Raw genomic sequence first — 14,197 nt, forward strand, 5'->3', positions numbered from 1 at the left:
TTGAGGTCAAGTGACCACCGACCGAAAGCCGTGTAGTGACCGCCACTGACCGCTCCATCGAGCTCATCAACACCGCCGCCCAGGCGGCCGCCGACAAGCTCGCGCACGACATCATCGCCTACGACGTCAGCGACGTACTGTCGATCACGGACGCCTTCCTGCTGGCCTCCGCGCCCAACGACCGCCAGGTCAAGTCGATCGTCGACGAGATCGAGGAGCGGCTCAACAAGGAGCTCGGCGCCAAGCCGGTGCGCCGCGAGGGCGACCGCGAGGCCCGCTGGGTCCTGCTCGACTACGTCGACATCGTCGTCCACGTCCAGCACAGCGAGGAGCGCGTCTTCTACGCCCTGGAGCGGCTCTGGAAGGACTGCCCCGAGCTCGAACTGCCCGAGGAGGCCAAGGCCACCCGCGGCAAGGCGGAGGAGCACGCCAAGCTCCAGGCCGCCGAGGACGACGCCGCCGATCTCGGTGGTGACTGGCGTTGAGCGCCACCGGTGAGGTGACGGCCGGCCGGCCCGGCCGGGGCCGTCGCGTCATCCTGTGGCGGCACGGCCAGACCGCCTGGAACGTGGAGCGCCGCTTCCAGGGCACCACGGACGTCGAGCTCACCGAGGCGGGCCTGGCCCAGGCCCGCCGCGCCGCCCGGCTGCTCGCCTCCCTCAAGCCCGACGCGATCGTCGCCTCGGACCTGAAGCGGGCCGCGCACACGGCCGCCGAGCTCGCCGCCCTCACCGCCCTCGACGTCAGCCACGACGAGGGCCTGCGCGAGACCTACGCGGGCGTCTGGCAGGGACTGACGCACGAGGAGATCATCGCCTCGTACGGCGAGGAGTACGCCGCGTGGAAGCGCGGCGAGCCGATCCGTCGCGGCGGCGGCGAACTGGAGACCGAGGTGGCCGACCGCGCCGCCCCCGTGGTGCTCCGGCACGCCGACAAGCTCCCCGACGAGGGCACCCTCGTCGTCGTCAGCCACGGCGGCACGATCCGGACCACCATCGGCCGGCTCCTCGGCCTGGAGGCCCGCCACTGGGAGAGCCTCGGCGGGCTCTCCAACTGCTGCTGGTCGGTCCTCGGCGAGGGCGCCCGGGGCTGGCGTCTGCTGGAGCACAACGCGGGCACGCTGCCGGAACCGGTGCTCGGCGACGACGACTGAGCGGATTTCACTTTCTGGCAGGTCGCAGGCTAAAGTTCTTCTTGTTCGCCCCGCGGAGCGGAACGAACAAAGCAAGGGGCTATAGCTCAGTTGGTAGAGCGCCTGCATGGCATGCAGGAGGTCAGGAGTTCAATTCTCCTTAGCTCCACAGATCAAGATCCCGTCCCCTCAGGGGGCGGGATCTTCTCGTATAGAGCTGATCTTCATCCGGCTTGAGTCACTTGGGCCCCGGAGGCGTATACCTCTACGGAGGCGTCATGGCGTGGGTGTTCGCGCTGTCCGGCGCGGCCGCGGCGGGTGCCGTGTCCGGACTGGTACTGAGGCGTCGCTGACCGTATTGGTCCGGCCGTGGCAGAATCAAACGGCCGGAAGGGGGCGCGGCCCGACGGGAGGGAGCAGTGATGCCTGCGAGCATCCTCAGGGAGGTCGGCCACCTCCTTGAAGCAGCGTCGACACGGGACACGGTCACCCGGCTCACCTGCCCTTCCTGCGGCTCCCTGCACGTTGCTCAAGTCCTCGGTGACAACGGAGGGGTTTCCTACGTGTGCACGGCCTGCGGCCACAGCTGGAGCTGATCGATGGGTGCACACAGGCGAAAGTGCGACTGGTGCGGCAGCGGGACGCCGATCGTGCGGGACATGGAGCCGGTCAATCCCGACTACCAGTACTGGTGCGAGGAGTGCGCGCGGGCGCTGATCATAAAAGGCGACCCGATCGAGACGTACCGCGAGCTGGAGGGCGAGCCGATCTACGGCCGGCTGCTCGAGGAACACTGCACGCTCAAGAGGTTCTACTCGTTCGTCACCGCGTGAGGCCCGTCGGGGGCGGGCCTCGGGGAAACGATTTGGTGTTCCACCCGGGTGACCGTGTAATGTTGGCGTCGCCGCCGGGGAAACCGGGCGGGCCACCAAGCAAGGGGCTATAGCTCAGTTGGTAGAGCGCCTGCATGGCATGCAGGAGGTCAGGAGTTCAATTCTCCTTAGCTCCACAGAAAGATCCCGCCGGATCATCTTGATCCGGCGGGATTCTTGCGTTTCCAGAGGCAGTTGATACGGCGATGGGGGCCGCCCGAATCCGGGCGGCCCCCATCGTGACGTCGGCTCAGCGCCCCAGAGCGCGGCGGCCGCGGCCCTGGGAGAGGACCGGGAGGTTGCGGGAGGCGCCGTTGTCGCGCGGGGCCGACTCCTCCAGCCGCAGGGCCAGCGCGGGGCAACGGCGCACCGCGCGGAGCGCCTTCGCCTCGGCGTAGCGCGGGACTTGGGCCTGGGCGACGGTGGGGAAGCCGTCGGCGCCGAGCTCGAAGACCTCCGGGAGGATGTCGGCGCACAGTCCGTGGCCGCGGCAGAGCGTCCAGTCGACGTAGATCTTCTGGCGGCTGGGGCCGCTCTCCTCGGACTCGGCGCCGCCCGGGAGGCCCGTGGGTGTCTGGCCGCCCTCGAAGAGCGGCAGAACGCCCTCCACGGGCCGTCCGCAGCCGTTGCCGAGGACATGCGCGGCGAGGTCGTCCGTGAACGCCTTGATGGTCGACTCCAGGAACATCGCGGAGCCGTCCGGGTGCGAGCACGCGCCGCGCCGCTTCACGTTCTTGGCGACCTGCTTGAGGGCCTCCAGGGCGGCCGGGCCGCCGCCGTTGAGGATGTCCTCCAGACCGCGCGCGGCGGCCGGCAGACCGAGGTAGCAGGGACCGCACTGACCGGCGCTCTCCTCGGCCAGCCACTGCGCCACGCGCAGCGACTCGCCCAGCGGGCAGGTCTCCTGAGTGATCGGCAGGATCGCGCCGGCGCCCAGCGCTCCGCCCACCGCGTCCAGGGAGTTGCGGGAGACGATCGCCTCGTTGACGGTCGCCGCGTCGATCCACTTGCCGTGGTAGCCGCCGGTCAGCACGCCCTGCGGAACGGGCGGGGCACCGGCGAGCTGCAGGACGTAGCGCAGCGGGACGCCGGTGGGGACCTCGATCACCATGGGGCGGGCGACGGCGCCGGAGACCGTGAGCATGACGGTGCCGGGCTCGTCGTACAGGCCGGTGTTGCCGTAGCGCTCGGGGCCGATGCGGGCGGCGATGGCGAGTTGGGCGAAGGTCTCGGCGTTCGACAGGAGGGTCGGTGCGCCTCCCACGCCGTTCTGCGAGGCGCTGACCTTGCGGCCGGGCGGGATGGCCGGGCCGCCGTCGATGGAGCGGATCAGCGAGGCCGCCGCTCCGGTGACCATACGGACGGGATTGCGCTGCACGCGCGCGCGTAGAGCCGATCTGCGGCCGTTGCTGAGGCCGCGTTCGGCGAGGGCGGCCTCCATGGACCGCTGGGTGGACTCCCGTGTGACCCCCACCACGAGCGTGCGGGCACCCAGGGCTTCGGCGACCAGCAGGGCGCCGTCCAGGATGAGGTGCGGGGCACGGTTGATGAGCACCGTGTCCTTGCGGCAGGCCGGTTCGTCCTCGCTGCCGTTGACGACGACGACCGGGCGCACACCGCGCTTGATCGCGGCCTCGGCGACCGAGCGCAGCTTCTTGTGGAACGGGAAGCCCGCGCCGCCGCGGCCCTTCAGGTTGATGTTCTCGGCGAGCTTCGCGAGCTGCTCGCCGCCCAGGGGTTCGAGCGGCCCGTGCACCTTCAGGTGCATGGGCAGGTCAAGTCTCTCGACAAGGTCGAAGCCCGACGTGAGCTGAGGAAGACCGACCACGCGGACTTCTGGGACGTCGGGCAGGGCCTCGTTCACCTATAGCCTCCGGAAGGCATGTTCCAAGGTTCGCCCGAGCCCGGCGTGCCGAAGTCGTACGACTCACCGGGCGTTGGATCAGTGGCGGGACCGCTGTTGTACGTGTCGTTCGAGTAGTACGCGCCTGACCCGGTGTTCGACTCACCGGTGTCGTACATGTCACTTGTGCCGTATCCGCCCGTGCCCGGTTCGCGGTAGGTCGGGATGTTGTATCCGGTGTCCTGGAGCGGGTCGTAGGCCGACGGAGGTGCCTCGCCGACCGGCGGGGGCGAGGGGATCGGCCAGCTGCCGGAGGTGCTGCCTCCGGTGTCGTAGCGGGGGATGGCCTCCGTGGCCTGCATGTCCATCGGCAGGTCCATGCGGGCGGTCTGGTCGGCGCCGTAGGAGGGCTGCTGGGGGATGCGCGGGGTCGGGTTGACGGCGCGGTAGGCGGCCGCGAAGCCGTCGGCGGCGGGCTCCGGCGCGGGCGGTGCGGGGGCCTCGTAGGAGGGTGCCGGGCGGGACCGGGAGGCGCGCGCGCCCTCGTAGCCCGGCAGCGCGGACGCCGTGTCGGCGTTCCTGGCGCGGCTCGCGTCGAGGTCGTCGCGGCCCGACCGGTCCTCGGTGCCCAGGATCGCCTGGATGCGGTCGGCGACCTTGCGCTTGACCGGGCGGGGGGCCGAGCGCAGGGCGAGGGCGCCGATGACGCCGGCCAGCGAGAGGCTGTAGAGGATCACGAAGATCGGCTTGGCCTCGCGGCCCGAGTACAGGCCGTGGACCAAGGCGAAGCACCAGGCCGGGTAGGCCAACATGTGCATGGCGCGCCAGCGGGCGGCGACCGGGGCCGGGGAGGCGAACTGGTTGCGCAGGGCGCCGGTGATGCCCACGAAGATCATCAGCAGGCCCGCCAGCGATCCGAGACCGATCAGGCCGGCGCTTCCGGTGACGCCGAGCGAGAACGGGATGATCGCCGAGATCAGGGTGGTGTGGTCGAGGGCGACCTTCGTGGTGATGTGCAGCAGCAGGAACGCGATCGAGCCGACCGCTGTCGTCCGGTGCACGGCCTGGCCGATGATCCGCTGTTTCGGGTTGAGGAAGATCCGGTCCTGGGCGACCAGGCCCCAGATCACCGAGCAGCTGAGGCAGACGAGGGACAGCACGCCCGCGCCGAAGTTCAGGAAGTCACGGACTCGCTCACCTCCGACCAGCACGAACACGGGTATGAAGAGCAGGGCGACAGCCGACGCGATCCCGTAGGCCGAGCGACCGGTCTTGGGGAGCGAGCTGTTACTACGACGAGGGTTCATGGGGGCAACTCCGAGCAGTTCGGGAAAGCGGTCCCGCTGCCGCACTCTAAGTGGAGCCATACCGATCGGTACGAGGTTTGAGTTATTGCGTTGTTATCAAAGGACTATGCGGTTGTTGTGGTGTCCCTTACTAGTCGTTACGCGAAGTAACTTTTGACTCTTGTTCAATTGTTGTCGGGTGATGTTGGAGTGCTCTGCGGGGTTGGAGCGAACGGCACCCGGTGCCACAGAGGCATACGTAAGCGCGTCGCGGCTTGCTCAACGGCTGCGGTACTCTGACGCCATGCGTGCCGTACGCCTTCTGCTTAGCGGGCCGCGCTGATCAGTCCCGACCGCCGCTGAACGGCGCGGTCGGCATCGGCGCGGCGTCCCCTCCTGTGCGAGGGGATTTTTCGTTTCCTGACGACACAGCCGCTGGCAGAGACGATCGATGGAGCTTAAGGATCATGAGCGAGACGAACCCCGCCGCTGCTGCCGAGGTGGCCGCGCCGCACCGCTACACGGCCGCCGTGGCGGTCGAGATCGAGGCACGCTGGCAGGACTTCTGGGACGCCGAGGGCGCGTACTCCGCGCCGAACCCCAAGGGTGACCTGGCGGGCGACCCGGAGCTGGCCGCCAGGCCCAAGAAGTTCATCATGGACATGTTCCCGTACCCCTCCGGTGCGGGCCTGCACGTCGGCCACCCGCTGGGCTACATCGCCACCGACGTCTTCGCCCGCTTCCAGCGGATGACCGGCCACAACGTCCTGCACACCCTGGGCTTCGACGCCTTCGGCCTGCCCGCCGAGCAGTACGCCGTGCAGACCGGCACGCACCCGCGGGTCTCCACCGAGGCCAACATCGAGAACATGAAGGTCCAGCTGCGCCGGCTGGGCCTGGGCCACGACAAGCGCCGGTCGTTCGCCACGATCGACCCGGAGTACTACAAGTGGACCCAGTGGATCTTCCTGCAGATCTTCAACTCCTGGTACGACGACGAGGCGAAGAAGGCCCGCCCGATCTCCGAGCTGATCGCCCGGTTCGAGTCCGGTGAGCGGGCCGTTCCGGGCGGCACGCGCGCGTGGAGCGAGCTGAGCGCCGCCGAGCGCGCCGACGTCCTGAGCGAGTACCGCCTGGCCTACGCCTCCGACGCCCCGGTCAACTGGTGTCCCGGCCTGGGCACCGTGCTGGCCAACGAGGAGGTCACTGCCGACGGCCGCTCCGAGCGCGGCAACTTCCCCGTATTCAAGGCCAAGCTGCGCCAGTGGAACATGCGCATCACCGCCTACGCCGACCGGCTGATCGACGACCTGGACGCGCTGGACTGGCCCGAGGCCATCAAGCTGCAGCAGCGCAACTGGATCGGCCGCTCCGAAGGCGCCCGCGTCGACTTCCCCATCGACGGGGAGAACATCACCGTCTTCACCACGCGCCCGGACACCCTGTTCGGCGCGACCTACATGGTGCTGGCGCCCGAACACCCGCTGGTCGAGAAGTTCACGCCGCAGGAATGGCCCGAGGGCACCCACGACGTGTGGACCGGCGGTCACGCCACCCCGGCCGAGGCCGTCGCCGCCTACCGCGCGCAGGCCGCCTCCAAGTCCGACGTCGAGCGCCAGGCCGAGGCCAAGGACAAGACCGGCGTCTTCATCGGCTCGTACGCCACCAACCCGGTCAACGGCGAGCAGGTCCCCGTCTTCATCGCCGACTACGTCCTGATGGGCTACGGCACCGGCGCGATCATGGCCGTCCCCGCGGGCGACCAGCGCGACTTCGAGTTCGCGCGCGCCTTCGAGCTGCCGATCCACTGCATCGTCGAGCCGACCGACGGCCGTGGCACCGACACCTCCACGTGGGAGGACGCCTTCGCCTCGTACGACGCGAAGATCATCAACTCCACCGGTGAGGGCATCTCCCTGGACGGCCTGGGCGTCGTCGAGGCCAAGGCGCGCATCACCGAGTGGCTGGAGCACAAGGGCATCGGCGAGGGCACCGTCAACTTCCGGCTGCGCGACTGGCTGTTCAGCCGTCAGCGCTACTGGGGCGAGCCCTTCCCGATCGTCTACGACGAGGACGGCGTCGCCCACTCGCTGCCCGAGTCGATGCTGCCGCTGGAGCTGCCCGAGGTCGAGGACTACTCACCCCGCACCTTCGACCCGGACGACGCGGACACCTCCCCGGAGACCCCGCTGTCCCGCAACGAGGACTGGGTGAACGTCACCCTGGACCTGGGCGACGGCCGCGGCCCGCGCCCGTACCGGCGTGAGACCAACACCATGCCCAACTGGGCCGGTTCCTGCTGGTACGAGCTGCGCTACCTGGACCCGCACAACAGCGAGCAGCTGGTCGACCCGGAGATCGAGCAGTACTGGATGGGCCCGCGCGAGGGCCAGCCGCACGGCGGAGTCGACCTGTACGTCGGCGGCGCCGAGCACGCCGTGCTGCACCTGCTGTACGCGCGCTTCTGGTCCAAGGTCCTGTTCGACCTGGGGCACGTCTCCTCCGCGGAGCCGTTCCACAAGCTGTACAACCAGGGCATGATCCAGGCCTTCGTCTACCGTGACAGCCGCGGCTTCCCGGTGCCCGCCGCGGAGGTGGAGGAGCGCGACGGAGCCTTCTACTTCCAGGGCGAGAAGGTCTCCAAGCTGCTGGGCAAGATGGGCAAGTCCCTGAAGAACGCCGTCACCCCGGAGTCCATCTGCGAGGAGTACGGCGCCGACACCCTGCGGCTGTACGAGATGGCCATGGGCCCGCTGGACGTCTCCCGACCGTGGGACACGCGCGCGGTCGTCGGCCAGTACCGGCTGCTGCAGCGGCTGTGGCGCAACGTCGTCGACGAGAGCACCGGTGACGTCACCGTCGTCGACACCGAGGCCGACGAGGACACCCTGCGCGCCCTGCACAAGGCCATCGACGGGGTACGGCAGGACCTGGAGGGCATGCGGTTCAACACCGCCATCGCCAAGGTCACCGAGCTGAACAACCACCTGACCAAGGCGGGCGGCCCGGTGCCGCGCTCCGTCGCCGAGCCGCTGGTGCTGCTGGTCGCGCCGCTGGCCCCGCACATCGCCGAGGAGCTGTGGCGCAAGCTGGGCCACACCGACTCGGTCGTCCACCAGGACTTCCCGGTCGCCGACCCGGCGTACGTCGTGGACGAGACCGTGACCTGCGTCGTGCAGATCAAGGGCAAGGTCAAGGCCCGCCTGGAGGTCTCGCCGGCCATCTCCGACGAAGAGCTGGAGAAGGTGGCGCTGGCCGACGACAAGGTCGTGGCGGCGCTGGACGGCGCGGGCATCCGCAAGGTGATCGTGCGGGCGCCGAAGCTGGTGAACATCGTCCCGGCGTAAGGCCGGTACAGGGCGGCCGACAGGCCCCCTAAGGGTTCGCTACGGGCAGGCTCGGGGTTCTTCCGGAACTCCGTGCCTGCCCGCAGCGTTTACCGTGGAAGAGCGGCGCGGAACATCGCGCCCGGTCGGAGGAGGAGCCTTGTGGAGGCACTGTTGACGGTGATCGCTCTGCTTTTCGTGCTCGTCCTGGTGCTCGGCGCCTACGCCACGGTGAAGGCGGTCGGCGCGGCCAAGCGAGGCGTGGACCGCACCATCAACCAGGCCCGCCGCACGGTCGAGGACCACACCCTGCGGGCCAAGTCCTTCGCCCAGCCGGGCGCCGCCGGCGAGCTGGCCCAACTCCGGCTGAAGCTGCGCACGTCCATGCGCGCCACCCAGGACGCGCTGCACGCGGGCGTGGCCGAGGACGAGTCGCTCAAGGAGTCCCTCGCCCTCTTCCAGCGGCTCAGCGCGCACGGCCACGAACTGGACGGCGAGCTCAAGCGACTGGAGTCCGAACCGGACCGGACGACCCTCGCCGAGCGGCTGCCCGCCCTGCGGGAGCGCACCGAGCAGATCACCCACTCCGCGGACTCGCTGCGCTGGGCGGCCCGGGACCGCGCCCGCCGCTTCGCCGACGACGACCTGGACTCGCTGAGCACCCAGATCGACATGGAGGCCGGCGCACTGCGGCACTGGACCACACCGGAGCCGACGGAGCCCGCGCAGTCCCCGCCCCCCTGGCCCGAGGCGCCGCCGGTCGCCGACGGCACGACACCCCAGCAGACCTGGCCGGAGACCCTGCGGTCCCGGACCGCCGACGAACCCACCCGGCAGGCCATCACCCCGCCGGGACAGCGCCCGGCCTACCCCTGGCAGAAGAAGCCCCGTCCCGAGAGCACCACTTGATCCGGTCAAGGCTGTTCCAGGTGACAGGGGTCGGACTGCCGCCCGGCCGCTACGGCAGGTAACCTCCAGCTCATGTCCCGCCATGTCGCGATCGTCACCGATTCAACGGCCTACCTGCCGCAACGGACGATGGAGCGGCACGGCATCACCGCGGTGCCCCTGACCGTCGTCCTCGGCGACCAGGCACTCGAAGAGGGCACCGAGATCTCGACCCGCTCCCTGGCCCAGGCGCTCCAGAAGCGGCGCTCCGTCACCACCTCGCGCCCCAGCCCCCAGCTCTTCGCCGAGACCTATCGCCAGGTCGCCGAATCCGGCGCCACCGGCATCGTCTCGCTGCATCTGTCCGCCGAGCTCTCCGGCACCTACGACGCCGCGGTCCTCGCGGCGCGTGAGGCGCCGGTGCCGGTGCGGGTCGTGGACACCGGGATGATCGCGATGGCGCTCGGCTTCTGCGCGCTCGCGGCGGCCGAGGCCGCGGAGTCGGGCGGCACGGTGGACGAGGCTGTGACCGCGGCGGAGAAGCGGGCCGCGGGCACCTCCGCCTACTTCTACGTCGACACCCTCGACTATCTGCGCCGCGGCGGCCGGATCGGTGCCGCGCAGGCCCTTCTCGGCTCGGCGCTCGCGGTCAAGCCGCTGCTCCAGCTGGAGGGCGGCCGGATCGAGCCGCTGGAGAAGGTGCGCACGGCGTCGAAGGCGATCGCCCGCCTCGAGGAGATCGTGGCCGACCGGGCGGGCGGTGCGCAGGTCGACATCGCCGTCCACCATCTCGCCGCCCCCGACCGGGCATCGGCACTGGCGGACCGGCTGCGGGCACGGGTGCCGGGGCTGGCGGATCTGCATGTGAGCGAGGTCGGCGCGGTGATCGGGGCGCACACGGGGCCGGGGTTGCTGGGGGCCGTGGTCTCGCCCCGATGAGGCTCGCTCTCGTCCGTGGGGGCGCCGGGTCGTCACTCGTGTGAGTGGCGGGGTTATCCACAACCGGGCTGGTGTCCCCGGGAATTGAGCAAGATCATCGCGAGGGTGCGGGGTGTCCGATCCTCGTCGCATGGCACTTCGATCACGTTCACGCACAGCGACTCCGACCAGTGGGCCGGGCCGTGGGGCCGGCTCCGACGTCCGTACTCGCACGCGCACCCGTCACCGCCGACGGTCGCGGCCTCGACATCGACATGCCTCGGCCGAGGAGCTTCGGCGGCGGGCGGAGGTTCTCTTCGCGGATCGGGTCGGGGAGCGGGGGGTGGGTGCGGGGGAGGGTGGTGAGCTGGGTGAGACGCGTGAGCTGAGTGAGGCGCGTGGGCTCGGTGAGTCGCGTGATCTCGGTGAGTCGCATGGGCTCGGTGAGTTCGGCGAGCGAGGTCTGGAGGTCGGTGGGGGCGAGGCTCTGGCGGAGGCTGGACCGGGGGCCAGGGCGGGGGTCGAGGACTGGCGGGTTCGGGCTCGGCTTGCTCTGCGGGAGCGGATGCCGGTGTGGGTGCAGGCCAGGTGTGGGCTGGAACGGCGGAGCGTGGTCGCGCTCGCGGTGCTGCTCGTCGTCGCCGCCGGATTCGCCGTGCAGCACTTCTGGACCGGGCGAACACAGTCCGTACGGGCGCCCGAAGTCGTGGCGGCTCCTTATGCGGAGCCGAGCGCGGAGGCCGGGCCCGGTGACTCGGCCGGTGCGCCGGACGCGGTGGGTACACCCGTGGCCGAGATCGTGGTGGACGTCAGTGGCAAGGTCCGGGAGCCGGGGGTCCACCGCCTTCCCGCGGGCTCGCGTGTCGCCGACGCGCTCCGTGCGGCCGGTGGGGTGCGGCCGGGCACGGACACCGAGGGGCTCAACCGTGCGCGCTTCCTCGTGGACGGCGAACAGGTCGTCGTCGGCGCTCCCGCGGCCCTCGGTGTCGGTGCCGGACCGGGCGGACCGGGCGGACCGGGCGGTGCGGCGGTCGGCGGTCCGGGCGGTTCGCCGCCGGGAGCGGGGCCCGCGGCGCCGGTCTCCCTCAACACCGCCACGGTGGAGCAGTTGGACACCCTGCCGGGGGTCGGTCCGGTCCTGGCCCAGCACATCCTCGACTACCGCACCCAGCACGGCGGCTTCCGCTCGGTGGACGAACTGCGCGAGGTCAACGGCATCGGTGAGCGCCGCTTCGCCGATCTGCGGAATCTCGTACGGCCATGAGTGGGGTCATGGGGCAGGTACCCGAGGGTCCGGTCCGTCCGCCTTCCCGACGGCCCCCTCCGCCGCCCGCGTCCCGGCCCCGCCGAGCCGTGCACGCCGCCTCCGGCAAACGGCTCGGCGCGGCCAACCCCCGTCAGGAGGGGCCGACCGACCTACGGCTCGTCCCACCGGCACTCGCCGCCTGGGCGACGGCGGTGCTGATGCTGGACGCGGCGCCCGGGTGGGTCACCGGTACCGCTGTCGTGTGCCTGGTCGCGGCCGGCCTGCTGCTGGTGACGCGGCGCCGGGCGGGGCCGCGGGGCGCGATCGCCGCCGTGCTGCTCTGTGTCGCGGCGGCCGCCGCCTCGGCCGGGTTGCACGGAGCGGATTCGCGTCGTGGGCCGGTGCCCACGCTGGCGAGGGAGTACGCGACCGCGACCGCCGAGATCGAGGTCACTTCCGACCCCCGGCTCACCCGGCCCCGGGTCAGAGGAGACCGTATGGCCCCGGTCTCCGTGCTGATCAACGGTGAGGTGCGGCGGGTGCGGAAGGCCGACGGGACGACGGTGGACACGCGCACGCCGGTGCTGGTGATGGTCGACGCGGGGGTCGGGAGGGGGAGCGGCGGCGGTTCCTTCGCTGACTCACCGGGCTCACCGGACTCGTCCGGCTCCTCGGGCTCCTCGGACTCACCGAGCTCCTCGGACTCCTCCCACTCCCCCCACTCCTCCTCTTCGGCCTGGCTTCGGTTGTTGCCCTCCACGCGGGTTCGGGTGACCGCGCGGCTGGCGCCGGTGATGGTGGGTGGGGACAGGATCGCGGCTGTGGTGCGGGTCCGGGGGCAGGGGCCGCCGGAGGTGGTGGCGGGGCCGTCCGGGGTGCAGCGGTTCGCCGGGCGGTTGCGGGCCGGGCTGCGGGAGGCCACCGACGGGTTGCCGGGGGATGCCCGGGCACTGCTGCCGGGGCTGGTCGTCGGGGACACCTCGCGGATCACGCCGGAGCTGGACGAGGCGTTCAAGGAGACCGACCTCGCCCATACGCTCGCCGTCTCCGGGAGCAACCTCACGATCATCCTGGCCCTGCTCATCGGGCCGCCCGGACTGGCCCAGCGCGTCGAACGCAGAGGGCTGGCACCCCGCTTGGGCATCCCGCTGCGGACGACGGCACTGCTCGGCGGTGTGCTCACGCTCGCCTTCGTCGTCGTGTGCCGGCCGGACCCGAGTGTGCTGCGGGCCGCCGCTTGCGGAACCGTGGTCCTGCTCGCCCTGGCGACCGGACGCCGCAGATCCCTGATCCCGGCGCTGGCGACCGCCGTCCTGCTGCTGGTGCTCTACGACCCGTGGCTGGCCCGGAGCTACGGATTCCTGCTGTCGGTCCTCGCGACCGGGGCCCTGCTGACGCTCGCGCCCCGCTGGAGCGCGGCCCTGCGACGGCGCCGGGTGCCGCCGAGACTGGCCGAGGCACTGGCCGCCGCGGGCGCCGCGCAGGCCCTGTGCGCGCCGGTCGTCGCGGTGCTGTCGGCGCGGGTCAGCCTGGTGGCGGTGCCGTGCAATCTGCTCGCGGAGTTCGCCGTGGCGCCGGCCACGGTGCTGGGCTTCGCCGCGCTGGCGACGGCGCCCCTGATGCTGCCGGTGGCCAAGGCGCTTGCCTGGTGCGCGAGTTGGCCCGCGGGCTGGATCGTGGACGTCGCCCGTACCGGGGCGGCGCTGCCCGGCGCCGGGGTGGACTGGCCCGGCAGCTGGACCGGGGCGGCACTGCTCGCCCTGGCAACGGTGGCCGTGGTGACGGCCGGGCGGCGACTGTTGCGGCATCCCTGGTGGTGCGCGGTCTGCGGGGCGCTGCTTCTGTTGGCGGTGGTGCAGCCGGCACCGCTGACCCGGGTGGTCACGGGCTGGCCGCCACCCGGCTGGCGGTTCGCGATGTGCGATGTGGGCCAGGGCGACGCGACCGTGCTCGCGGCGGGCGAGGGCACCGGTGTGGTGGTGGACGCGGGGCCCGATCCGACGCTCGTCGACCGGTGTCTGACCACCCTCGGCATCACCCGGGTCCCGCTGGTCGTCCTGACCCACTTCCACGCCGACCATGTGGCGGGCCTGCCCGGCGTGCTGCGCGGGCGGAGCGTGGGGGAGATCCAGACGACCGGGTTCGAAGAGCCGGTGGATCAGGTGGAGTTCGTACGGCGGCAGGCGGCGCGGCATCGCGTTCCGCTCACCCGGGCCGCGGCCGGGGAGAAGCGGCGCACCGGGCCGCTGTCCTGGGAGGTGGTGTGGCCGCCGCCGAGCCGGGGCGGCGCTCTCGCGTCGCCGGGACCGGAACCGGAAGGGCCGAACGACGCCAGTGTCGCCCTGCTCGCGAGGTCGGGCGGGCTGCGGTTCCTGTTGCTCGGTGACCTCGAACCCCCGGCTCAGCGGGCGCTGTTGAGATCCCCGGCGGGCGCGCTGCTGGGCGGTGTGGATGTGCTCAAGGTCGCCCACCACGGCTCGGCGTACCAGGATCCGGAACTCATACGGCGGGCGGCTCCGCGGCTGGCGCTCGTCTCGGTGGGGAGGGACAACACATACGGGCATCCGGCTCCCGGCACCGTAGCCGCGCTGCGGGACCTGGGCGCGATGGTGCTGAGGACGGACGAGGACGGGGCGCTGGCGGTCACCGGGACGGGTACGGGGCTGCGGGTGGCGGGAGACTGAGG

10 protein-coding genes and 2 tRNA genes are annotated in these 14,197 nt (G+C 71.3%); 10 read left to right on the forward strand and 2 right to left on the reverse strand.

From position 1 onward, the window contains the following. Nucleotides 1-35 precede the first annotated feature (35 nt). From rsfS to ABKA17_RS24990, 5 genes are all read left to right on the forward strand, one after another. The gene (rsfS, locus tag ABKA17_RS24970; protein ID WP_353694444.1) at nucleotides 36-485 is read left to right on the forward strand and encodes a ribosome silencing factor; all 450 of its coding nucleotides are present in this window, start codon (nucleotides 36-38) and stop codon (nucleotides 483-485) included. Further along, nucleotides 482-1,153 carry a histidine phosphatase family protein gene (locus tag ABKA17_RS24975; RefSeq protein ID WP_502994374.1) on the forward strand — a complete coding sequence of 224 codons (672 nt, stop codon included), beginning with the start codon at nucleotides 482-484 and terminating at the stop codon, nucleotides 1,151-1,153. The genes rsfS and ABKA17_RS24975 overlap by 4 nt, the downstream gene beginning before the upstream one ends. 75 nt (nucleotides 1,154-1,228) lie before the next feature. Further along, nucleotides 1,229-1,301 (forward strand) — tRNA-Ala (locus tag ABKA17_RS24980). 430 nt (nucleotides 1,302-1,731) lie between these two features. After that, nucleotides 1,732-1,965: a hypothetical protein gene (locus ABKA17_RS24985; RefSeq protein ID WP_003976229.1), complete on the forward strand. Its 234-nt coding sequence runs from the start codon at nucleotides 1,732-1,734 to the stop codon at nucleotides 1,963-1,965. Nucleotides 1,966-2,068: 103 nt separating this feature from the next. Further along, nucleotides 2,069-2,141 (forward strand) — tRNA-Ala (locus ABKA17_RS24990). 113 nt (nucleotides 2,142-2,254) lie between these two features. On the opposite strand, the gene ABKA17_RS24995 is transcribed toward ABKA17_RS24990, so the two are convergent. Further along, a complete protein-coding gene (locus ABKA17_RS24995; protein WP_353694445.1) occupies nucleotides 2,255-3,868 on the reverse strand; it encodes an NADH-ubiquinone oxidoreductase-F iron-sulfur binding region domain-containing protein in 1,614 nt (537 codons plus the stop codon). Next, nucleotides 3,865-5,154, reverse strand: coding sequence for a ferric reductase-like transmembrane domain-containing protein (locus ABKA17_RS25000; protein ID WP_353694446.1), 1,290 nt, complete (start codon nucleotides 5,152-5,154; stop codon nucleotides 3,865-3,867). The genes ABKA17_RS24995 and ABKA17_RS25000 overlap by 4 nt, the downstream gene beginning before the upstream one ends. 446 nt (nucleotides 5,155-5,600) lie before the next feature. Here ABKA17_RS25000 and leuS point away from each other — a divergent pair, with 446 nt between their 5' ends. From leuS to ABKA17_RS25025, 5 genes are all read left to right on the forward strand, one after another. Further along, entirely contained in the window at nucleotides 5,601-8,480 is a 2,880-nt protein-coding gene (gene leuS / locus ABKA17_RS25005) for a leucine--tRNA ligase (RefSeq protein WP_353694447.1), read from the forward strand. Nucleotides 8,481-8,630: 150 nt separating this feature from the next. Further along, complete coding sequence (locus ABKA17_RS25010; protein WP_502994387.1) at nucleotides 8,631-9,368, forward strand: hypothetical protein; 738 nt, start codon at nucleotides 8,631-8,633, stop codon at nucleotides 9,366-9,368. 72 nt (nucleotides 9,369-9,440) lie between these two features. Beyond that, the gene (locus tag ABKA17_RS25015) at nucleotides 9,441-10,286 is read left to right on the forward strand and encodes a DegV family protein (protein ID WP_353694449.1); all 846 of its coding nucleotides are present in this window, start codon (nucleotides 9,441-9,443) and stop codon (nucleotides 10,284-10,286) included. Nucleotides 10,287-10,416: 130 nt separating this feature from the next. Further along, complete coding sequence (locus tag ABKA17_RS25020; protein WP_353694450.1) at nucleotides 10,417-11,529, forward strand: ComEA family DNA-binding protein; 1,113 nt, start codon at nucleotides 10,417-10,419, stop codon at nucleotides 11,527-11,529. A gap of 8 nt (nucleotides 11,530-11,537) precedes the next feature. After that, the gene (locus tag ABKA17_RS25025; protein WP_353694451.1) at nucleotides 11,538-14,195 is read left to right on the forward strand and encodes a ComEC/Rec2 family competence protein; all 2,658 of its coding nucleotides are present in this window, start codon (nucleotides 11,538-11,540) and stop codon (nucleotides 14,193-14,195) included. Nucleotides 14,196-14,197: the final 2 nt, after the last annotated feature.

Origin of the sequence: Streptomyces sp. RG80 (assembly GCF_040446465.1) — a bacterium.
Classification (GTDB): domain Bacteria; phylum Actinomycetota; class Actinomycetes; order Streptomycetales; family Streptomycetaceae; genus Streptomyces.

Excerpts from the sequence above, each read along its gene's own strand:
- leuS (WP_353694447.1), top strand. The coding sequence starts at position 5,601 with ATGAGCGAGACGAACCCCGCCGCTGCTGCCGAGGTGGCCGCGCCGCAC.
- ABKA17_RS24985 (WP_003976229.1), top strand. The coding sequence starts at position 1,732 with ATGGGTGCACACAGGCGAAAGTGCGACTGGTGCGGCAGCGGGACGCCG.
- ABKA17_RS25025 (WP_353694451.1), top strand. The coding sequence starts at position 11,538 with ATGGGGCAGGTACCCGAGGGTCCGGTCCGTCCGCCTTCCCGACGGCCC.
- ABKA17_RS25020 (WP_353694450.1), top strand. The coding sequence starts at position 10,417 with ATGGCACTTCGATCACGTTCACGCACAGCGACTCCGACCAGTGGGCCG.
- ABKA17_RS25000 (WP_353694446.1), bottom strand. The coding sequence starts at position 5,154 with ATGAACCCTCGTCGTAGTAACAGCTCGCTCCCCAAGACCGGTCGCTCG.
- ABKA17_RS25015 (WP_353694449.1), top strand. The coding sequence starts at position 9,441 with ATGTCCCGCCATGTCGCGATCGTCACCGATTCAACGGCCTACCTGCCG.